Annotated in this window: 24 protein-coding genes and 2 tRNA genes; 15 read left to right on the forward strand and 11 right to left on the reverse strand. The window is 66.6% G+C overall.

What is annotated here, in order from left to right:
* Window positions 1-40: 40 nt before the first annotated feature.
* Window positions 41-1,828 carry a helicase HerA-like domain-containing protein gene (locus ACFWUP_RS22120; protein ID WP_379237147.1) on the reverse strand — a complete coding sequence of 596 codons (1,788 nt, stop codon included), beginning with the start codon at window positions 1,826-1,828 and terminating at the stop codon, window positions 41-43.
* Window positions 1,829-2,027: 199 nt separating this feature from the next.
* On the opposite strand from ACFWUP_RS22120, the gene orn reads away from it, so the two are divergent.
* Together orn and ACFWUP_RS22130 are read left to right on the forward strand one after the other, a co-directional pair.
* The gene (gene orn, locus ACFWUP_RS22125) at window positions 2,028-2,669 is read left to right on the forward strand and encodes an oligoribonuclease (RefSeq protein WP_379237149.1); all 642 of its coding nucleotides are present in this window, start codon (window positions 2,028-2,030) and stop codon (window positions 2,667-2,669) included.
* A 55-nt stretch (window positions 2,670-2,724) separates the two neighbouring features.
* Window positions 2,725-2,797, forward strand: a tRNA-His gene (locus ACFWUP_RS22130).
* Between the two features lie 96 nt (window positions 2,798-2,893).
* Here ACFWUP_RS22130 and ACFWUP_RS22135 read toward each other — a convergent pair.
* Window positions 2,894-3,427, reverse strand: a complete 534-nt coding sequence (locus tag ACFWUP_RS22135) for a CGNR zinc finger domain-containing protein (protein WP_379237151.1) — start codon at window positions 3,425-3,427, stop codon at window positions 2,894-2,896.
* Between the two features lie 25 nt (window positions 3,428-3,452).
* Between ACFWUP_RS22135 and ACFWUP_RS22140 the strand changes: the two genes are divergently transcribed.
* Window positions 3,453-3,623 (forward strand): hypothetical protein, encoded by a 171-nt coding sequence (locus tag ACFWUP_RS22140; protein WP_379237153.1) that lies wholly within the window; start codon window positions 3,453-3,455, stop codon window positions 3,621-3,623.
* 110 nt (window positions 3,624-3,733) lie between these two features.
* Window positions 3,734-4,066, forward strand: a complete 333-nt coding sequence (locus ACFWUP_RS22145) for a hypothetical protein (protein WP_379237154.1) — start codon at window positions 3,734-3,736, stop codon at window positions 4,064-4,066.
* Between the two features lie 70 nt (window positions 4,067-4,136).
* Here ACFWUP_RS22145 and ACFWUP_RS22150 read toward each other — a convergent pair whose 3' ends face one another.
* Window positions 4,137-5,345, reverse strand: a complete 1,209-nt coding sequence (locus ACFWUP_RS22150) for an Ig-like domain-containing protein (protein WP_379237156.1) — start codon at window positions 5,343-5,345, stop codon at window positions 4,137-4,139.
* A 314-nt stretch (window positions 5,346-5,659) separates the two neighbouring features.
* Between ACFWUP_RS22150 and ACFWUP_RS22155 the strand changes: the two genes are divergently transcribed.
* The 4 genes from ACFWUP_RS22155 to ACFWUP_RS22170 all read left to right on the forward strand — a co-directional run bounded on the left by ACFWUP_RS22155 (window position 5,660) and on the right by ACFWUP_RS22170 (window position 7,794).
* Window positions 5,660-5,732, forward strand: a tRNA-Lys gene (locus ACFWUP_RS22155).
* 167 nt (window positions 5,733-5,899) lie between these two features.
* The gene (locus ACFWUP_RS22160) at window positions 5,900-6,064 is read left to right on the forward strand and encodes a hypothetical protein (RefSeq protein WP_379237158.1); all 165 of its coding nucleotides are present in this window, start codon (window positions 5,900-5,902) and stop codon (window positions 6,062-6,064) included.
* A 622-nt stretch (window positions 6,065-6,686) separates the two neighbouring features.
* Complete coding sequence (locus tag ACFWUP_RS22165) at window positions 6,687-7,310, forward strand: transglycosylase SLT domain-containing protein (protein ID WP_379237160.1); 624 nt, start codon at window positions 6,687-6,689, stop codon at window positions 7,308-7,310.
* 139 nt (window positions 7,311-7,449) lie between these two features.
* Complete coding sequence (locus ACFWUP_RS22170; protein WP_379237162.1) at window positions 7,450-7,794, forward strand: hypothetical protein; 345 nt, start codon at window positions 7,450-7,452, stop codon at window positions 7,792-7,794.
* Window positions 7,795-7,876: 82 nt separating this feature from the next.
* On the opposite strand, the gene ACFWUP_RS22175 is transcribed toward ACFWUP_RS22170, so the two are convergent.
* Window positions 7,877-8,497, reverse strand: a complete 621-nt coding sequence (locus ACFWUP_RS22175) for a LysE/ArgO family amino acid transporter (RefSeq protein ID WP_379237164.1) — start codon at window positions 8,495-8,497, stop codon at window positions 7,877-7,879.
* 72 nt (window positions 8,498-8,569) lie between these two features.
* Between ACFWUP_RS22175 and ACFWUP_RS22180 the strand changes: the two genes are divergently transcribed.
* Entirely contained in the window at window positions 8,570-9,451 is an 882-nt protein-coding gene (locus ACFWUP_RS22180; protein WP_379237166.1) for a LysR family transcriptional regulator ArgP, read from the forward strand.
* 4 nt (window positions 9,452-9,455) lie between these two features.
* Here the strand turns inward: ACFWUP_RS22180 and ACFWUP_RS22185 are convergent, their stop codons facing one another.
* From ACFWUP_RS22185 to ACFWUP_RS22195, 3 genes are all read right to left on the reverse strand, one after another.
* Entirely contained in the window at window positions 9,456-9,800 is a 345-nt protein-coding gene (locus ACFWUP_RS22185) for a zinc ribbon domain-containing protein YjdM (RefSeq protein WP_379237168.1), read from the reverse strand.
* Window positions 9,801-9,819: 19 nt separating this feature from the next.
* A complete protein-coding gene (locus tag ACFWUP_RS22190) occupies window positions 9,820-10,623 on the reverse strand; it encodes an alpha/beta fold hydrolase (RefSeq protein ID WP_379237170.1) in 804 nt (267 codons plus the stop codon).
* A 99-nt stretch (window positions 10,624-10,722) separates the two neighbouring features.
* The gene (locus ACFWUP_RS22195) at window positions 10,723-11,187 is read right to left on the reverse strand and encodes a MarR family winged helix-turn-helix transcriptional regulator (protein WP_379237172.1); all 465 of its coding nucleotides are present in this window, start codon (window positions 11,185-11,187) and stop codon (window positions 10,723-10,725) included.
* A 57-nt stretch (window positions 11,188-11,244) separates the two neighbouring features.
* Between ACFWUP_RS22195 and ACFWUP_RS22200 the strand changes: the two genes are divergently transcribed.
* Complete coding sequence (locus ACFWUP_RS22200) at window positions 11,245-12,222, forward strand: pirin family protein (RefSeq protein ID WP_379237174.1); 978 nt, start codon at window positions 11,245-11,247, stop codon at window positions 12,220-12,222.
* 124 nt (window positions 12,223-12,346) lie between these two features.
* Complete coding sequence (locus ACFWUP_RS22205) at window positions 12,347-12,643, forward strand: excalibur calcium-binding domain-containing protein (protein WP_266298247.1); 297 nt, start codon at window positions 12,347-12,349, stop codon at window positions 12,641-12,643.
* Window positions 12,644-12,834: 191 nt separating this feature from the next.
* On the opposite strand, the gene ACFWUP_RS22210 is transcribed toward ACFWUP_RS22205, so the two are convergent.
* A complete protein-coding gene (locus ACFWUP_RS22210; RefSeq protein ID WP_378918345.1) occupies window positions 12,835-13,068 on the reverse strand; it encodes a DUF3618 domain-containing protein in 234 nt (77 codons plus the stop codon).
* A gap of 75 nt (window positions 13,069-13,143) precedes the next feature.
* Between ACFWUP_RS22210 and bcp the strand changes: the two genes are divergently transcribed.
* A complete protein-coding gene (gene bcp, locus ACFWUP_RS22215; RefSeq protein WP_379237176.1) occupies window positions 13,144-13,617 on the forward strand; it encodes a thioredoxin-dependent thiol peroxidase in 474 nt (157 codons plus the stop codon).
* Here the strand turns inward: bcp and ACFWUP_RS22220 are convergent.
* On the reverse strand, window positions 13,614-14,345 hold the full coding sequence (locus tag ACFWUP_RS22220) for a TetR/AcrR family transcriptional regulator (RefSeq protein ID WP_379237178.1): 732 nt from the start codon (window positions 14,343-14,345) through the stop codon (window positions 13,614-13,616). The genes bcp and ACFWUP_RS22220 overlap by 4 nt on opposite strands.
* A gap of 110 nt (window positions 14,346-14,455) precedes the next feature.
* Here ACFWUP_RS22220 and ACFWUP_RS22225 point away from each other — a divergent pair, with 110 nt between their 5' ends.
* Together ACFWUP_RS22225 and ACFWUP_RS22230 are read left to right on the forward strand one after the other, a co-directional pair.
* A complete protein-coding gene (locus tag ACFWUP_RS22225; RefSeq protein ID WP_379237180.1) occupies window positions 14,456-15,409 on the forward strand; it encodes an ATP-binding cassette domain-containing protein in 954 nt (317 codons plus the stop codon).
* The gene (locus ACFWUP_RS22230; RefSeq protein WP_379237182.1) at window positions 15,406-16,173 is read left to right on the forward strand and encodes an ABC transporter permease; all 768 of its coding nucleotides are present in this window, start codon (window positions 15,406-15,408) and stop codon (window positions 16,171-16,173) included. The genes ACFWUP_RS22225 and ACFWUP_RS22230 overlap by 4 nt, the downstream gene beginning before the upstream one ends.
* 46 nt (window positions 16,174-16,219) lie before the next feature.
* On the opposite strand, the gene ACFWUP_RS22235 is transcribed toward ACFWUP_RS22230, so the two are convergent.
* On the reverse strand, window positions 16,220-17,440 hold the full coding sequence (locus ACFWUP_RS22235) for a hypothetical protein (protein ID WP_379237184.1): 1,221 nt from the start codon (window positions 17,438-17,440) through the stop codon (window positions 16,220-16,222).
* A 384-nt stretch (window positions 17,441-17,824) separates the two neighbouring features.
* Between ACFWUP_RS22235 and ACFWUP_RS22240 the strand changes: the two genes are divergently transcribed.
* Entirely contained in the window at window positions 17,825-18,466 is a 642-nt protein-coding gene (locus ACFWUP_RS22240) for a TetR family transcriptional regulator (RefSeq protein WP_379237201.1), read from the forward strand.
* Window positions 18,467-18,552: 86 nt separating this feature from the next.
* Here ACFWUP_RS22240 and ACFWUP_RS22245 read toward each other — a convergent pair whose 3' ends face one another.
* Window positions 18,553-19,002, reverse strand: coding sequence for a holo-ACP synthase (locus tag ACFWUP_RS22245; RefSeq protein ID WP_379237186.1), 450 nt, complete (start codon window positions 19,000-19,002; stop codon window positions 18,553-18,555).
* Between the last annotated feature and the right edge of the window lie 2 nt (window positions 19,003-19,004).

Raw genomic sequence — 19,004 nt, forward strand, 5'->3', positions numbered from 1 at the left:
TTTCGACCGATCGCGCGAGTAATGTCCGCTCAGCGTGCCCTCACCGCCGCCGCGTCCCGAAAATACTGCGGCTGATCTCCCGACCGGCCGCACTCGCCGCCGACCGCAGAAAACTCTTCACCGCCGGGTTCTTCATGATCCGTTCGGCGGCGGAGTCGTCCTCCTGCTGCGAACGCCCCGGCGCGGGCGCGGATTCGGGTGCCGGTTCGGCCGACGCCACGCTGGCCAGCAGCATCTCGTAGGCCGACTCCCGGTCGACGCTCTGCCCGTACTTCCCCTGCAGCGCGCTCGACAGCGCCGCCGCCTTGATCCTGTCGTCGCCGACGGTGTCCATCAGCGAACGCGGCGGCGCGATCTTCGTCCACGCCACCGGCGTCGGCGCACCGGTCTCCGACAGCACGGTGACGATCGCCTCACCGGTGCCGAGCGAGGTGAGCGCCTCCTCCAGGTCGTACACCGCCGACTTCGGATACGTGCGCACCGTCTTCGACAGCGCCTTCTGATCGTCGGGAGTGAACGCGCGCAAAGCGTGCTGCACCCGCGCACCGAGCTGTGACAGCACCGGATTCGGGATATCGGTGGGCAGCTGTGTGCAGAAGAACACACCGACACCCTTGGACCGGATCAGCTTCACCGTCTGCTCGACCTGCTGTAGAAACGCCTTCGACGCCTCGGCGAACAGCAGATGCGCCTCGTCGAAGATGAACACGAGCTTGGGCTTGTCGACGTCGCCCACCTCGGGCAGCGTCTGGAACAGGTCGGCCAGCACCCACATCAGGAACGTCGAGAACAGTGCGGGCCGCGCCGCCTGCTGGCCGAGTTCGAACAGCGTGATCACGCCCAGCCCGCCGGCGGTGCGCAGCAGATCGGCCGGGTCGAGTTCGGGCTCGCCGAAGAACGTGTCCCCGCCCTCGGCTTCCAGATTCACCAGCGACCGCAGGATCACCCCCGCCGTCTGCGTTGACACCCCGCCGATGCCCTTGAGATCTTCCTTACCTTCCGGGCTGGTCAGGTGGGTGATCACCGCGCGCAGATCCTTCAGATCAAGCAGGGCGAGGCCACGCTGATCGGCCCAGTGGAAGATCAGGCCGAGCGTCGATTCCTGGGTGTCGTTGAGACCGAGCACCTTGCTGAGCAGGATCGGACCGAAGGAGGTGATCGTCGCCCGGATCGGTACCCCGATGCCGCCGGTGCCGAGGGAGACGAACTCGGTGGGAAACGCACTCGGCGCCCAGTCGGTCGCACCGGTCTCCGCCGCGCGCGCCCTGATCTTCTCGTTGTCGGCACCCGGCGCGCTCAGACCGGACAGGTCGCCCTTGACGTCGGCCATCACCACGGGAACGCCTGCGCGGGAAAGATGTTCGGCGATGCCCTGCAGGGTCTTGGTCTTGCCGGTACCGGTCGCCCCCGCTACCAGTCCGTGCCGGTTCATCATCCGCAGCGGAATCCGCACGCGCGCACCGGGATCAGCCACGCCATCGACCATCACCGTGCCGAGTTCGAGAGCGGGTCCGTCGAAGGCGTAGCCCGCGGCGATCTCCGTGGTCGCACCGGTCGCCGCCGAAGTCGAGGCGGGCTGCGTGCCGGTCGAGGCGGATTCACCACTCGCCGAGGCCGGTCTGTTGCCGTCTGCCACCGATTCACCAGCTGCGGCGGCCGTTTCACTGCTCGGCTGCGCCGATGCACCGCCCACGCCGGCCGATTCCTTACTCGCGGCCGCAGCCTCCTGCTCGGCAGCTTCGGCGGCGGCCATTGCCTCGGCGGCGACCCGGGCCGCATCCTCGGCCGCCTTGCGTGCCGCTGCCGCCTTCTCCTGTGGGGTGGTCATTCGCGCGTCCTCCGTCTGCTCACTGGCACGTACGCAAGAAATGCTCGAAAACGTCCTGCGGACAATTCCAGGCAAACTGTATCCGGGCACGTCACCTGGGCGGCGAACATCGGAAGATGTCGTCGGCAAACCCGGCCCGCCTCGCCCGCGCGACACACCTGTCGTCCGGGCGCGCCGACACACCGTTAGGGTGACTCCCGTGTCAGACAACCAACTTCTGGTCTGGATGGATTGCGAGATGACGGGGCTCCGTCTCGACAGCGACAAGCTGATCGAGATCGCCGCGCTCGTAACCGACAGCGACCTCAACATTCTCGGTGACGGTGTCGACATCGTCATCCACGCCGACGACGCCGCGCTGGCCTGCATGCCGCCGGTCGTCGCCACCATGCACGCGAAATCCGGTCTGACCGAAGAGGTTCGGCGTTCCACGGTCACCATCGAGCAGGCCCAGCAGCAGGTGCTCGACTACATCCGCGAGTACGCGCCCACCGCGCGCACGGTGCCGCTGTGCGGAAACTCCATCGGCACCGATCGCGGTTTCATCGCCCGTGACATGCCCGAACTCGACGCGCACCTGCACTACCGGATGGTCGACGTGAGCTCGATCAAGGAACTGTGCCGCCGCTGGTACCCGCGCATCTACTTCGGTCAGCCGGAGAAGGGCCTCGCCCACCGCGCGCTGGCCGACATCAAGGAATCCATCCGCGAACTCGAGTACTACCGGCGCACCGCGTTCGTGCCGCTGCCCGGTCCGTCGACCACCGAGATCGCGACCGCCGCCCAGGAGGCCACCGAGGCCGTGGATGTGTCCGGTTCGAGCCCTCTACCAGCCGATTAGGGCTTGGCGCCCTTATCACGCTAGTATCGACGGCGCCGGTGAAACACCGGCAATGGTGACCGTAGTTCAGTTGGTAGAGCACCAGGTTGTGATCCTGGATGTCGCGGGTTCGAGTCCCGTCGGTCACCCCGAAGAGAAGGCCCGGTCCACCAGGACCGGGCCTTCTTTGCATTCTGGACCCGTACACCGTGCGCTACACCGACGGGCCCCACGCGAAGCCGCGACTACGGACCGACCTCGGCTGTCCGGCTTGCCCGATGCCTTCGGACGGCCGACCGGTTCGCACATGCCGGGCTGCAGAAGCGCTGCCTGCCATTGCGGGAGATATCGGCGTACACCTGCGAGCAACCGTCCGCCGCGCAGCCGCCGAGGCGGTCCATGCCCAGCCCGGTCAGATGCAAGGCCGTCCCCACCGTGATCATCGCGGCGATCTGGCGGTCCGCCGGCACATCAGGCGGCCGGAAGTGCAGATGCCAGCCGTCGCCCACATGGTCGGTCAGGCGCGGTGGTGACGCGTACTCGGCCAACAGCACATTGAGCAGTGCTGCCCGTTCGGGGCGGTCCGCGCACTCCACGACCCCGCGCCAGCGCCCCAGAAAGGCCGTCACCGACACGAGACCGCCCTCGGATACCGGCGCGCTCAGCACCAGGCCCGCGTCCGCACAGCGTCGCGCCAACTCCCCGACACTCGCACACGGCCTGTTGAGCAGATCGACACCGAGCAGTACCGGCTCTCGCCCGTAATGGTTGTAATGCACAATGCCATTACATCAGACTCGAGGCATGAGCAGCCACCCCGAACACACCTGGCAGATCGAATCGCGCCACCGGACCAGCGAGGGCTTCGTCGCCTATCAACGCTGCGGCTGCGGTGCGCGCAGAGTGGTCGTCGACCACCTGAGCGTCGCCTCGGAGATCCACCGCGACGAACCAGGCCTCGCCGCCACCGGCTGACCCGGCATCACCATGACCAACATCACGTTTGACCGCTACACTTTGGACCGTTGCCCAGATGTGGGGCAGATCTCGCCATCGCGTCAGCGCTCGACCGGAAAGACCCCTTGATGAAGCGTTCCACCGTCACCGCGGTCCTCGCCGCCGCCCTCGTGCTCGGCCCCGTCGCGGGTACCGCCGCGGCCGCGCCCGGCCTACCCCTCACCGAGTTCACCGGGGAGGGCCCGCTCGGCGACCTGCCGACCGGGGCATCCGGCTCGGCACAACTCGGCGCCACCGGGGGGAGCGAGACCACCGGCTCCTACGGCAACGGCTCGTTCGGCATGCCGACCCTCGAACGGCTGCTGCTCGGCGAAAGCATCGTGTGTGGCGCCTTCGGCAGTGCGCTCGCCCTCGCCGGCGAGGCGATGATGAACTGCCGAAAGCTGCCGACCGGCCTCTGATCGCGACGCACAGACGACGAAGGGGCACCGGGAAGACCCGGTGTCCCTTCGTTTTTCGTGCGTGATGCGACTACGAAGCGTCGGCGTTGCCCGCCTTCCATTCCGCCCACGGAATGTTCCAGTCACCCAGTCCGTCGACACCGGACAGGGTGCCGCCGATCGTGTTCTTGATGATCGTGATGTCACCGCGCTTGGCGTTCTCGTACACCCAGCGCGCGTTCGCCGGACTCAGATTCAGGCAGCCGTGGCTGGCGTTGGAGTAGCCCTGCTGCCCCACCGACCACGGCGCCGAGTGGAAGAAGATGCCGCTGTAGGAGATTCGCGTCGCGTAGTCCACCGGGGTGCGGTACCCGTCGGACGAGTTCACCGCCACACCGTAGGTCGAGGAATCCATGATGATCTTCTCGTGCCGGTCGCTCACGATGTAGATGCCGTTGTCGGTGGGCGTGCTGTCCTTACCCATCGAGGTCGGCATCGTCATGATCACCTGACCGTTCTTCTCCACCGTCACCTGGTGGGTGTTGTCGTCGGCGGTGAAGATCACCGCGTCGCCGATCGTGAAGAACGAGTGGATGTTGTCCTGGCCGTACAGACCCTTACCCAGGTCCTTGCCGTAGACATTCACATCGATGGTCACCTTGGTGCCCGGCGTCCAGTAATGCTCAGGGCGCCACCGCACTTCGCGATTGTTCACCCAATAGAAGGCACCCTCGACCGCAGGCTCGGTGGTGATCTTGATGGCATCCTGCGCGGCCTTGCGGTCGGGGATGTTCTCGTCGAACTGGATCGCCACCGGCTGACCGATGCCCACCACTTCACCCTCACCGGGCAGCAGGTACGGCTTGGTCTGACTCTTCGGCGAGCTGGTGGTGAAGCTCAGCGTCGAGGAGTTGGCCCCACCGAGCCCGATGGCCGAGGCCGTGAGCTTGTAGGTCTTGCCGTAACCGAGCACCTCGGCGGTCGACCACGAACGCCCGTCCGCGGCCAGCTGGCCCGCCACCGCGGTGCCCTGCTGATTCGTCAGCGTGACGTCGGTGAACTTGCCGTCCTCGACCTGGAACGCCAACGGCATCGCGGGCGAGACGCCGACCTGCCCGTCCTTGACGGTCGAAACCAGCTTCGGCTTGATCAGCTCGGCAAGAGGATTGCGATCGATCGCCACCTCCACGCCCGCACCTTCCGCAGCCGAGCACGCCGACGCCCCCATGGCGAACACCGCCAACAGCACCACCGGAACGATCGTCCGTAGCGACCGAGGTCGCCCCCGCTTCTTACCCATGTCAACCCCGTTTCCGTACCGACGCGATCACAGTGCGCCGCAGATCCCACCAACCGAATCGCGAGTGCCATCCGTGTAGGCGGGGGGCGTTACGAACTCGACGTCTCGCCCATTCTGCCAGCTGACCCGGCCGACACCAACGGGCAAGCCCCCGCGACACGACCAAGTCACAATCGTTAGATACGCCAGCGGCCCGTCCGCGTTAACAACCACCAGAGTTCCGCATTGTTGCTGGTCAGCGCCCGATTTCACTTTCCGGTACGAGGCCTGCTAATGTTTGTTCCGCACCGGAGACGGGGCAAAGAACAAAACATGCGCCATTAGCTCAATTGGCAGAGCAGCTGACTCTTAATCAGCGGGTTCGGGGTTCAAGTCCCTGATGGCGCACAACAGAAGGCCCCTGACCAGGTTCAACGGTCAGGGGCTTCCTTCGTTCACCCACCCGGACGGCCATCACCAAGAGTTCGCACCCACCTCCCCAACAGTGGCTCGGTTCCGGGTCACCGCGCCTCCCGCCGTCATCGGTGTGTGATGCGACACTATTCGGCGGGCTGGTGCGAGTCCTGTTCCCGGTTGCCGGGCGAGCCCTGGGACTGGCCCTGTTCAGCCTCGTTCTCGGCCTCGGCATGCAACGCGCGACCGACCCCTCGATCCCCACCGACGTCGTCGCCGTCATCGTCTCGATGCTGATCGCCGGATCAGCAGACGCCACCGGCTGAGCGCGCAGCCGCATCCCCGCAGTTACCACAGCCGCCGGGATGCGGCCCTCCTGCTCGGTGGAGCGTGCCGGGCGACGATCACGATCTCGTTATCGAACTGCCATGGCCGAGCGGGCGCTCGAGCGCTCAGACCACGATTCGAACTCCCCCGAGCTGCGAAAACCCCCGCGAAACCCCATTCGGTCAAACTTTTTTTGTGACGGCGAGCACGCAGTTCGGAGTTCTAAACCTCCTGCATACATAACGATTCTGCAACTGTCCGGCAAGTGAACAAGATCGACAGCGTTTGCCGTTCAAGTTTCGTTCACCTTGCGTTAACCCGTCGTGACCATTCTGTCATCAGGTCACAAACGGACCTGCGGTTTGGTTAGCCCGGAAGTATCCAACCTCCGATAGCACCGAACAGCGCGTGGTCTCCCCGCAGCCAGCTGTGGAGCACCGTGCGACGCCAGCGACGAGCAGCCATCGAGCGTTCGTCCCCCGACAGTGTCGCACCTTCCCATACACAGACAGAAACAACGCATCGCCTGACCGGCGTGGCACTCCCGTGCGCGCTGCGCGATCCATCGCGCCCTCTACCAGGGCCTGCGTCGCCAGACAGAGATGAAGGAACAGAAAAGCAATGCTCACTAAAGACAAGCTCAGCACCGTTATCGGCCGTCGCTCGCGCCGTGAGGCGTTCACCGTGGCGGTCGCCGCGGTCGGTCTGGTCGCCGTAGCCGCGTCCTCCGCCGTCTCGTTCGCCGACGACAGCGTTCCCGAGCGTGCAGCCATGGTCGTCGAGCAGGCGGAGAACATCCCCGCCGTCGGCGCCGCACCGGCCATCCAGGCCATCCCCGCACCGGCCCCCGCGCCGGAAGCTCTCCCCGCACCGGCCCCCGAGGTCGCGCCCGCCCCGATGCCCGCACCCGCGCCCAAGGTCTACAGCAACGACCTGCACGGCTGGATCACCGAAGCGCTCGACATCATGGCCGCCAAGGGCATCCCCGGCAGCTACGAGGGCATCCACCGCAACATCATGCGTGAGTCGACCGGTAACCCCCAGGCGATCAACCTCTGGGACATCAATGCCGTCAACGGCATCCCGTCCAAGGGCCTGCTCCAGGTGATCGACCCCACGTTCGCGGCCTTCCACGTCGAGGGCACCCCCTTCGATGTGTGGAACCCGGTCTCCAACATCGTCGCGGCCTGCAACTACGCGGCCAACCGCTACGGCTCCATGGATAACGTGAACTCCGCCTACTAGGCCACTCGGTCGGGGTCTGACCCTCACTCCACAGCGTCAACAGCGCGTACTGAGCCAACCGAACCATCTGACGGGCGAACGCCCGCGCCCCGGTTATCGTGTCGACCGGAGCGCGGGCGTTCGTCGTAGAATCGCCGACGTGCCAGACAGCGCCGATCAGGCACCCGATCATGCGCATTCCGACGCGGCCACCGCCAGCCGCGTCGCCAAGGCCCGCCGCATGGCCGCCTACGCCTGGTCCCGCGACATCCGCAGCACCGAACTGCTCGCCCTGCCCGCGGCCACCCTGCGCAAGCTGGCCCGCGCCGCCGACACCAACCCACCCAGCACCGGCGAGACCTGGCAGGTCGTCGCCGACCTCCTCGACCAGAAGGACGCCTGGGCGGCCCGCAACCCCGACCACGCCGCCGCGGTGCGTACGCACGCGGACGAGAAGCTGCTGTGGGTGAAGCCCCCGGTGGCGCCATGGGCGGACGGCTCCTGAAACCGTGGCGTGAGCCGACCAGCTACCGCCGCCGTGGTCGGGCTCGGTCACCTCGAGCCGGAGGCGGACGTCGCGCGCGACGTCACGCGATGAGCAGGCCGAGGGCCAACGTGACCATCACGACCGCGATCAGCGAGTCGAGCACGCGCCAGGCACCCGGACGCGCGAACAGCGGGCCGAGACGCCGTGCGCCGTAGCCGAGGGCGATGAACCAGATGATGCTGCCGAGCATCGCGCCCGCGGCGAGGAACCAGCGGTCGGGCGAGGCGTAGGTGCCCGCGAACGAGCCGAGCAGGACCACCGTGTCCAAGAAGGTGTGCGGGTTGAGCCAGGTCATCGCCAGGCACGTCAGCACGGTCGCACCGACGGTGACCGTCGCGCCCGCCCCGTCGGCGACCAGCGTCGACGAGCGCAGGGCCCTGCGTGCCGCGATGGCCGCGTAGACCAGCAAGAACGCCGCGCCCGCCCACCGGGCGACGGTCACGATCCCCGGAAACGTCTCGACCACGGCCCCGAACCCCGCGACCCCCGCACCGATCAGCACAATGTCGGACACCGCACACACCGCGACCACGGGCAATACATGCTGCCCACGCACCCCTTGACGCAGCACGAACGCGTTCTGCGCGCCGATCGCCACAATGAGCGAGAGCCCGAAGCCCAATCCCGAGAGCGCGGCCAATGCCGCCGATGATGCAGTCACGTCTGTCGACGCTAAGAGCGCGCCGTTATTCAGTCCAGCTAATGTTTCTTCACAACCATTAGAGTTACTTACGTGGATCTACAGCTGGACCAGTTGCGCGCGCTCAACGCCGTCCTCACCGAAGGCACCTTCGACGCCGCCGCCCGCCGCTTCAACCTCACCCCGTCGGCAATCAGCCAGCGGATCAAAGCACTGGAGGAATCAGCGGGGCGCGTCCTGGTCCAGCGCTCGAAACCCGTGCGCCCCACCGGATCCGGGCTCGCCGTGCTGCGACTGGCCAGACAGGTGGAACTGCTCGCCGACGACACCGCCCGCGAACTCGGCGACGCCGACCACCCGATACGCATCCCGATCGCCGTCAACGCCGACTCCCTCGAATCCTGGGTGATGCCCGCGCTCGCCCAGGTCCCCGCCGGCATCACCTTCGACCTGCACCGCGAAGACGAGGAACACACCACCCGCCTACTTCGCGACGGCACGGTGACGGCCGCGATCACCGCGACCGCGACCCCCGTCCAGGGCTGCACCGTGACCCCCCTCGGCGCCATGCGCTACCGCCCTACGGCCACCCCGGAATTCGTCCGCACCTGGTTCCCGGACGGCCCGACCGCCGCCGCGTACACCCACGCCCCCGTCGTGCACTTCGATCGCAAGGACGATCTACAACTGCGCCACCTGCGCCGCCACACCCAACGAGCCAACCCGCCCGGCCATTACGTACCGTCGTCGAGCGCCTTCGTCGAAGCGGTCCGGCTGGGCCTCGGCTGGGGCATGCTGCCCGACCTGCAAATCGAAAAGGACCGCACCGCAGCGACTTTGATCAACATCGATGGCGACTCCCACATCGATGTCCCGCTCTACTGGCAGCAGTGGAAACTCCACTCCCCCGCCCTCACCGCCGTCGCAACCGCGATCGCCGCCGCCGCGGCATCAGCCCTCACGACCTCGAGCTAGCGACTCACACCTTCTTCACCACACTCGACTTCAGTTGCATCGGGCCGATCCCGTCGACCTTGCAGTCGATGTCGTGGTCACCCACGCCTTGGACGAGGCGGATATTGCGAACCTTGGTGCCCGCCTTGATCCCGGTGGGACTGCCCTTCACCTCGAGCGACTTCACCACCGTCACCGCGTCACCGTCGGCGAGCACATTGCCGACCGCGTCCCGGATCTCCGGCGTCTGCTCGAGGTCCGGAACGGCACTCAGGCCCCACATGTTGGCGCAGTCGGGGCAGACCCACGACCCGTTCATCTCATAGGTGTACTCGTAGTCGCACGCTGGGCAGTTCGGCGCATCGCTCATGGCAGGTCCTTGTGAATGATTAAGCAGCGGAAAGGAATTCGATCAGCACACGATTGACCTCGTCGGGCCGCTCGAGATACCCGTAGTGCCCACACCGCTCGATCTCGGTATAGGTAGCGGTCGGAATCGCCTCGGCGACCTCCCGGCAGAACTGCGGCGGCACCATCTGATCATCGGCGAAACCGACAACCAAGCTGGGCACCATGATCGCGCGATAGGCCTGCCTGCGGTCCTGCGAACGATCCATCCCCAGCTGCGCGCGAGTTCCCGGTGTGGCCTTGCCCCCGGCGAATTCGAAGATGTCGAGCCATTCCTGCGCTTTGGCCGGGTCGGCCAAGGTGTGCGGTGAGAGATTGAGCATCGCCTTGATCGCGCCCGAATACTCCGGCGGCAGCTGAATCCCCTTGTCGTACAACGCTTGCTCGCCCTTGCTGAGCGCGCTGGTCACCGGATGCGGTCGAGCCGTGGCCGCGAACATGACCGCCTTACGCACCAGATCCGGGCACGCGAGCGCGAGCTCGGCAACAACCCGCGACCCCATCGAGGTACCGACCACATGCGCGGGCGCCCCGAGATGCTCGATCAGCGCGGCGGTATCCCCCACCAGCTGCGCCATGGTGATCCCGGCAGCCGACTCCGACGACGGCGCGATCCCCCGATTGTCGACGGTAGCGACGGTGAACCCCGCCTTGACGAGGGCGGGAACCTGATAGGTGCGCCAAACACGACCCGGACTCCCACTACCCATCACGAGCAGGACAAGCGGTCCAGAACCCGTGACGTCATAGCTGAGCTGGATGCCGTTGAGCGAGGCGATAGACATAGCTCAACCTACCGCCAAGGCCAAGCCCGTCCGATCACGACCATCGTCTTACATAGCTCAACCTACCGCCAAGGCAAGCCCGTCCGATCACAACCGTCGTCAACTCGACGCACCATTTCGACGCTCGCTGGCATCTATCACCTTCGCCGCCAGCGAACGGACCGCCGCGCTTTCCTCATCGGTCATCCGGTCGACGAACAACTCCCGCACCAGTTCGACATGCTCGGGCGCGGCCTCGCGCAACACCTTGCGCCCGGCCTCGGTCAGTGACACCACGATGCCGCGCGCGTCGTCCTCGGCGGGCGTCCGATCGACGAGCCCGCGCGCCGCCATCCGAGCCAATTGCTTGGACAGCCTGGATTTGTCCCAGCACACCTGGGCCGCCAACTCCTTGGCTCGCAGCCGTCCATCGGTTGCCGCCGAGAGCGGTACCAGCAGCTCGTAGTCGGGCATCGACAGTCCGTGTTCGCCAAGACCGGCGGCCAGGACGGCATCGAGCCGCTGCCGCATCTGGATGTAGGACTGCCAGGTCTGCTGCTCTTCTTCGGACAACCATCGGGGCACGGAATGATTCTAGGCCGAAGTTGGTTGACATGGACACCAAGACCTCAGGAGGCACCCATGCCAGCTATCACCGTCGACGACATCATGGTGCTGCCCCGGCTGCCCCGTTCCGATGTCACCCAGACCCAGCGACCGGTCCGCCAGATCGTCACCGCCGCGCGTCAGCAGGAGGGCGCCGGATTCGAGGTGACCCGGCCCTTCCCCAGCGTCGACCTGCGCTCGGCCGACCCGTTCATCCTGCTCGACCAGATGGGCCCGGCGGCCTACGAACCACACGAGGCCAAGGGCGCACCGTGGCATCCGCACCGTGGCTTCGAGACCGTGACCTACATGCTCGACGGCACCATGGTCCACCACGATTCCCAAGGTGGCGGTGGCACGATCGGCGAGGGCGACACACAGTGGATGACCGCGGGCTCGGGCATGCTGCACGACGAACTCCCCGAGGAGAAACTGGTGATCTCCGGCGGCACCTTCCACGGCATCCAGCTGTGGGTGAACCTGCCGCGGGCGAACAAGTTCGCCACCCCGCGCTACCAGGACCTGCGCGCGAGCGAACTGACCCTGGTCAGCTCCCACGACGGCGGCGCGCTCGTGCGCGTCATCGCCGGTGAGATCGCCGGATTCGCCGGCCCCGGCTCCACCTACACCCCGATCGCCTACGCCCACGCCTCACTCGTGCCCGGCGCCCAGCTGGCAACACCGTGGCCGACGGACTTCACCGCGATGGCCTATGTGCTGTCGGGCAGTGGCACGGTCGGTGTCGATCGCAGGCCGATCGGCGCCGGCCAACTGGCGGTTTTCGGCAAGGGCGACGCGATCACCCTGGCCGCCGACCGCACCCAGCACAGCAGCACCGGCGATCTCGAGGTACTGCTGCTGGGCGGAACGCCGTTGCGCGAACCGGTGATTCAGTATGGGCCGTTCGTGATGAACACCCGCCAGGAAATCATCGAGGCGATGGAGGACTTCAACGCGGGTCGCATGGGCGTTGTCCCGGCCGAACATCGCACCGGGCATCGACTGGGCGAATAACCGACCGGAATTCTCGGGTCGCGTGCGGTTGACAATCGGTCGCCCCGTCATAAAGGTGGACGGGGCCTACCGGCCACGTCGTGGCCGTGACCACACTCGAACCGCAGCAGACATAGAGGAATTCATGAACGTTCGTCGGCTCACCGTCAGCCTCGCCGCCGTAGGGCTCGCCCTGATCGCCGCTCCCGTTGCCAGCGCCAACCCGTTCGCGGGTTCGGCCGGCACCGGGTCGTCCAGCTTCGACTCCATTCTCGGCGCAACCGGCTCGGCCAACCTGGTCCAGTCCGGTTCGGCCGGTGGCGCGTTCCGCAGCTGTGACGACGCGATGGCCGCGGGTCGCGCGCCGCTGTTCCGTGGCGAGGCCGGCTACTCACCGCACCTCGACCCCGACGGCGACGGCCTCGCCTGCCCCACGCAGTAATTTTGGAGGCTGGCGCCTCGAGGTTTTCGGCCCCTTGTGCCTCGAATCCGAGGGGCGATACTGCGCCTTCGGCGTTACGTCTCGCCCCTCGGATCCGAGGCGGCCGAAAACCGTGGTGGTTGCGCCAGTAGACAAGAACACCCGATGTGGCATGTGCCGCATCGGGTGTTCTTGTTGTCCGTCCTACTGGTTCAGCGGCGGAAGATCTTGATCAGGACCAGGCCCGCCACGAGGGCGCCCGCTCCGATCAGCGTGTATTTGACCTTCGGCTCGTTCAACTTGGCGACCACCATGTTCTTGGTGTCGTCGGCGATCCGTTGTGGATCCGCGCGCACCGCCAGTTCGTCGAGCGTGGTCGCCAACCGGGTACGCGCGATCTCGATCTCGCGTTCGATCCGGTCGGTGTCGTCCTTGGCCACCGTCACCTCCAGGTAAATGTCTGCTGCTCGTCACCGAGTCTATCCATGCGTCTTGTCGGACCGGTCGGTTACCGTGCGGTGGTGACCGACAACCAACGCCTGTCTCCCGGAGACACCGCCCCCGAGTTCACGCTGCCCGACGCCGACGGCAACGACGTGTCGCTGTCGGATTACCGCGGCCGCAAGGTGATCGTCTATTTCTACCCTGCCGCCAGCACCCCCGGCTGCACCAAGCAGGCCTGCGATTTCCGCGACAATCTGGCCGAGCTGGGTGGCGCGGGCCTCGAGGTGCTCGGCATCTCCCCCGACAAGCCCGCCAAGCTGGCGAAATTCCGTGACAACGAGGGCCTGACCTTCCCACTGCTGTCCGACCCCGAGCGCGAGGTGCTCAAAGAATGGGGCGCGTTCGGCGAGAAGATGATGTACGGCAAGACCGTGACCGGCGTGATCCGCTCCACGTTCGTGGTCGACGAGAAGGGCAAGATCGAGGTGGCCCAGTACAACGTGCGTGCCACCGGTCATGTCGCGAAGTTGCGCCGCGACCTGTCGGTCTAGTCGCCGAAGCCGGCGATGAAGACCTCGTAACCGTCGAGCAACCGGGCCAGGCCGAATTCGAAATCGGCCTGCTCCCAATCGATGTCGGCGTCGTCGTCATCGAATGCGGCGGAGGCGAGGGCGGCCGACACCGAGGGGAAGCGCTGTGGGTCGAGCACCCTGGTCATCACCGAGGCGAAGTCGCCGCCCTCCTCTTCCTGCAGGTCCCGCAGGAAGCGCCGTTTACCGACCACGAACATCGACAGATTCATCACCAGCTGGAGCTTGACCGGCTCCGGTACGTCCGCCCCGGCGAGCATGCCGAGGGCGGTCTCCAGCCACGCCATATTGTTCGGGCCCATCGGCGGCCTGCTCATCGGAATGTCGAGCCACCAGGGATGACGCCCCAGCCGCGCGAACTCCGCGCGCGCCCACTGCTCGAGCCCGGACCGCCATGACGCCGGATCCGCGACAGCGGGTGGCGGGCCGACGACGCGGTCCATCAGCAGGTCGATCAGCGTGTTCTTGCTGTCGACGTACCGGTACAGCGACATCGCGGTGAATCCGAGCTGCTTGGCGACCCGGTTCATCGACAGCGCCGCGTACCCCTCGGCATCGGCTACCGCGATAGCGGCGTCGAGGATCTGGTCGAGGGTGAGCGCCCGTTTGGGCCCGCGCCCGCCGGGCTGCTCGAGCCCCCACATCAGCTCGACCGCTCTCGGGAGCGCTGTGTCGCCGGACGTCGTCATCTGCCTCCTCTGCTCGCCTCGACTCTAGCCCGGCCACTCTTGCGCCCAAGAACTGTTTAGCCTATAAACGATATATACAACATAAACAGTTTCTCGATCGGAGAGAACTCATGCCATCCGAACGACCACCCGCGCTCTCGATCCGCCGGCTGCGCAAGACTTTCGGCTCCCATGTCGTGCTGGACGACCTCGACATCGACATCGCCGCAGGCACGGTCTTCGCCCTGCTCGGACCCAACGGAGCGGGCAAGACCACCCTGATCCGCATCCTCGCCACCCTGATCAGCCCCGACCGCGGCGAGGTCGACGTCTTCGAACACAACCTGGCCGCCGACCCCGAAACCATCCGAAGGCTGATCGGCGTCACCGGCCAGTACGCCGCCGTCGACGGGGTGCTCACCGGCACCGAGAACCTGCGCCTCACCGGCCGATTGCTGCACCTCGGCAAAGACGAAACCCGAAGGCGCGGCGCCGAACTGCTCGAACGTTTCGACCTGGTCGAGGCCGCCGACAAACCCGTCGCCTCCTATTCGGGCGGCATGCGTCGCCGACTCGACCTCGCGATGAGCCTGATGGGCAAACCACGCATGGTCTTCCTCGACGAGCCGACCACCGGCCTCGATCCGCGCAGCCGACGCGACCTGTGGTCTGCCATCAGGGAATTGGCCGCCGAGGGGACGACCATCGTGCTCACCACCCAGTACCTGGAGGAGGCCGATCAGCTAGCCGACCGCATCGCCGTGCTCGACCACGGCCGTATCGTCGCCGACGGCACCCCGGACGAACTCAAACGCCTGGTCCCGGGCGGCCACATCCGATTCCGCTTCGCCGACCGCGCCCTGCTCACCGCCGCCACGGACGCACTCGACCCCCGCGCGGGCGGACAGGCCGATGCCGACCAGCTGACCCTGCAGGTGCCGTGCGACGGCAGCGCCGCGGAGATCAAACAGCTCCTCGACCGGTTCGCCGACCTCGGCATCGCGATCGAACAGCTGAGCGTGCACACCCCTGATCTCGACGATGTCTTCTTCGCACTCACCGAACGAACCGAGGTCGCGGCATGAATGCCACTCGCACAGTCCAGGATTCGGCCACCATGCTGGATCGCAATATCCGCCACACCCTGCGCAGTCCCGACACGATGATCATGACCGTCGCCCTGCCGGTGATCATCCTGCTGATGTTCGTCTACGTGTTCGGCGGCGCGATGGACGTCGGCCCCGGCGACTACATCGACTACGTGGTGCCCGGAATCGTCCTGCTGTGCGCGGGTTTCGGTGCGGCGACCACCGCGGTGGCGCTGTCGACGGATCTGGCCGAGGGCATCATCGACCGATTCCGCACCATGGCCATCGCCCGCTCGGCGGTGCTCACCGGGCATGTCGCCGAGAGCGTGCTCCGCAATCTGATCACCTCCACGATCGTGCTCGGAGTGGCGGTGCTGCTCGGTTTCCGGCCGACCGCCGATCCGCTGCACTGGCTCGGCGTATTCGGGGTGCTGGCGATGTTCGTGTTCGCGCTGTCGTGGTTGTCGGCGGCGCTGGGTCTGCTGGCGCGAAACCCGGAGGCGGCCAACGGTTTCACGTTCGTGTTCATGTTCCTGCCGTACGTGAGTTCGGCGTTCGTCCCGACCTCGTCGATGCCGACGTGGCTGCACTGGTTCGCCGAGAACCAGCCGGTGACGCCGGTGATCGAGACGGTGCGCGGGTTGTTGATGGGCACGCCGATCGGTAACAGCGGGTTGCTGGCGGTGCTGTGGTGCGCGGGGATCGCGCTGGTCGGTTACCTCGCGGCCGGGGTGCTGTTCCGGCGGCGCACCAGCGTCTGAACGCGACGAAGGGGCAGCGCACGTGCGGCGCTGCCCCTTCGAGTTGTCAGTCGGCCGACGCGGTGGTCGGGCCTTCCGGCGTGACAGCCTGGGCAGGCTGCATCCCGAGTGGAATGCCGGTGCCCGGCAGGGTCGGTGCCGCCGCGGGGATCTGCGGAACGACAGGCACCGCGGGTTCGAGCGGCAGCGGATCTTCTTGCGGCGCATCCCCGTACAGCTGCGTCGGGTAGTCGAGGGGGAACTCGCCCGGGTTCACCAACTGCGGATTCGGCGACATCGTCTCGTACTGCGAGGTGGTCGACTCCTCGGCCGGGCTCACCTGCAACCCGCTGTTGGAACCGACGCCGCCGTTCGACCCGGTCTCGACCGAGGCGGCTTCGTGCGTCCGGGGGGCTTGCGGAATGACCGGCGCCGTCGCGGCACCGGGCTCCGACGACACCGCGGTGTTGTCGACCACCGTCGGCCCGCCGTTCATCACCGCGTACGAACCGCCCGCGACGAGCCCGCCTGCCAGCACGCTCGCCGCCGCGGCCACCATCGCGGTCCCGCGCTTGGACCGCGAACCGGCCGAGATCGGCACCACGACCGTGTCACCGAGCGCGACCAGCGCGGCACCGGCGGCGGGCGCGAACGGCGCCAATCGACACGGCAGTACCGGCACCCCGAATCCGGCGGCCGCGTCGCGCACCGCGGGCGCGTCCGACGACGAACCGATCAGCACCACCGCGCTGGGCTTCACCGATGCCGCCTCGAACTGGTCCCACGCCGACGACACACCGGCACGCAAGGCGTCGGGCGTCGGCGCGCCGGTCTGCGAGTAGGCGGCGAGGACGCGGTGGCGACCCGGGTCGATCAACGTCATCGCCTGGTAGCCGGGCACCGCCTCGTAGACCAGCAGGTTGTCGAACTCGTCGAGCCAGGTCATCGCGCCCGCGACGAACAGATGCGCCGACTTCGCCGAAACCAGTGAGGCCGTACCCCATTCGGTCTCCGCCAACCGGGTCACGATCGCGCGCCGCTCGTTCGCGTCGCGGTAACTGACTGCCACCCCGGCAATCTCGTGCTCGTCGTCGAGTTCGGTCGCGATCGCGTCGAGCGCGGTGTGCACCGCCGCCGCCACGTCGGCTTTCCCGTCCCCACCCGCACGAACGGTGCGCCGCAGCAACATCCGGTCCGTCAGAGTGACGCCGGTGTCGGCGAACGCGACCGCGTGTACGGCTCCCCGCTCGGTGCTGACGCCGAGCGTTACCACAGATCCTGCTGCCACAAGCCTTGCCCTTCCCCTGAGCGAAACGGTGCGGGACGGGACCGCACGGGTCCGTCTCTTCGCGGTAGGTCTGGTGCGGCGTGAGCGTTCAGCCGCGAACAAGCATGCGGATACGCGTACCTCCGCATTCGCTCCGGCCATGCGCTGGCTGAGGAACGCTGACGCGTCGGTGTTCAATAGACGCACACTTATCTGATGATTCGTCACCGGTCAGGGTGTGGATGGGTCGGGAATGAGAGCAGTTGTTGACACGCTGTCGGTAGAGGCGTGTCGCGGACGTGCGGATACCGCTAGCCTGGATGGGTGGAAGTACACGCGCAGGCCCGGTCACCGCAGAGCCGTCCGGACCCTGCGCTGGAATTGCAGGACGACCCGCAGGAGTTGATGCCGCGCAAGCGGCCGACCCAGGAACGCAGCAAGCGCAAGTTCGACGCGCTGCTGGCGTCCTCGCGCGAACTGCTCACCGAGGTGGGTTTCGAATCGTTCACCTGTGAAGAGGTCGCCCAGCGCGCCGAGGTGCCGATCGGCACGCTGTACCAGTTCTTCGCCAACAAGTACGTGATCGTCTGCGAACTCAATCGCCAGGACCTGGTCGCGGTGTCGCGCGAGCTGGCCGACTTCCACGGTGAAGTGCCTTCACTGGACTGGTTGCGGCACATGAACCAGTTCGTCGACCACATGGCGAACCTGTGGACCACCGACCCGTCCCGGCGCGAGGTGTGGTTGGCGATGCAGTCGACCCCGTCGACGCGGGCCACGGGCGCGCTGCACGAGAAGGAATTCGCGGCGGTCGTCTCGCAGATGCTGCGGCCGCTGACCCCGCGCACGCCACCCGCCCGGCGCACGATGATGGCCGAAGTGCTGGTGCACGTGGTGTATTCGATGCTGAATTTCTCGGTGCAGGAAGATCAGTCCAACAAAGACGCCGTCGCCGAACTCAAGCGTTTGATGGTCGCATATCTGCTTGTGGCAGAAAAGGAATCACGGCAGCAGTCCCGCCTCCCCGAGGATTCAGCCGACAGCTGAGTGCGCTCGAGGTCTCAATCGGGCCTGCGGTGGGTAACTCGCCGAGTTCTGGATGTCCCCGGCGAGTTACCCATGTTCTCGCGAAATCAGTTGTCGCGCTGACTGGTGCTGATACGTCCCTCGATGAGGTCGGCCAGTTCACCCGGGTCTTCCAGCACCACCATCGCCGCGGCGGTGTCACCGTCGTGGGTCAACGACAGGTGCACCCGCACGCGGGGCAGGAATTCCGCGGCGAGGCCGTGCAGTTTGATGCTCGGCCTGCCCCACGCGTCGTTGACGACTTCGATCAGTGGATACGGGTTGTCGCCGATCTGGGGACTGCGCGCGAAGCGAGACGTTGCCCAGGCTTTGAGCACCGCCTCCTTCGCGGCCCAGCGTGCGGCGAAGCTGCGGGCCGGGTCGGTCTGTTTGCTCTGGCAGTAGCGACGTTCACCAGCGGTGAATGTCTCCCTGAGCATGGTCGACCCGGGCCGTTGCAGCTGTTCGGCGAACTCGGAGATGGTCACCAGGTCCAAGCCGATACCGAGAATCGTCACGA

Origin of the sequence: Nocardia sp. NPDC058658 (assembly GCF_042716665.1) — a bacterium.
Taxonomy (GTDB): domain Bacteria; phylum Actinomycetota; class Actinomycetes; order Mycobacteriales; family Mycobacteriaceae; genus Nocardia.

Bases quoted from the DNA above. Each gene is read 5' to 3' on its own strand.
- ACFWUP_RS22190 (WP_379237170.1), bottom strand. From the start codon at position 10,623: ATGTCTATCGCCTCGCTCAACGGCATCCAGCTCAGCTATGACGTCACG.
- ACFWUP_RS22165 (WP_379237160.1), top strand. From the start codon at position 6,687: ATGCTCACTAAAGACAAGCTCAGCACCGTTATCGGCCGTCGCTCGCGC.
- ACFWUP_RS22230 (WP_379237182.1), top strand. From the start codon at position 15,406: ATGAATGCCACTCGCACAGTCCAGGATTCGGCCACCATGCTGGATCGC.
- ACFWUP_RS22225 (WP_379237180.1), top strand. From the start codon at position 14,456: ATGCCATCCGAACGACCACCCGCGCTCTCGATCCGCCGGCTGCGCAAG.
- ACFWUP_RS22150 (WP_379237156.1), bottom strand. From the start codon at position 5,345: ATGGGTAAGAAGCGGGGGCGACCTCGGTCGCTACGGACGATCGTTCCG.
- ACFWUP_RS22220 (WP_379237178.1), bottom strand. From the start codon at position 14,345: ATGACGACGTCCGGCGACACAGCGCTCCCGAGAGCGGTCGAGCTGATG.
- ACFWUP_RS22140 (WP_379237153.1), top strand. From the start codon at position 3,453: ATGAGCAGCCACCCCGAACACACCTGGCAGATCGAATCGCGCCACCGG.
- ACFWUP_RS22120 (WP_379237147.1), bottom strand. From the start codon at position 1,828: ATGACCACCCCACAGGAGAAGGCGGCAGCGGCACGCAAGGCGGCCGAG.
- ACFWUP_RS22240 (WP_379237201.1), top strand. From the start codon at position 17,825: ATGCCGCGCAAGCGGCCGACCCAGGAACGCAGCAAGCGCAAGTTCGAC.
- ACFWUP_RS22185 (WP_379237168.1), bottom strand. From the start codon at position 9,800: ATGAGCGATGCGCCGAACTGCCCAGCGTGCGACTACGAGTACACCTAT.
- ACFWUP_RS22200 (WP_379237174.1), top strand. From the start codon at position 11,245: ATGCCAGCTATCACCGTCGACGACATCATGGTGCTGCCCCGGCTGCCC.
- ACFWUP_RS22205 (WP_266298247.1), top strand. From the start codon at position 12,347: ATGAACGTTCGTCGGCTCACCGTCAGCCTCGCCGCCGTAGGGCTCGCC.
- ACFWUP_RS22145 (WP_379237154.1), top strand. From the start codon at position 3,734: ATGAAGCGTTCCACCGTCACCGCGGTCCTCGCCGCCGCCCTCGTGCTC.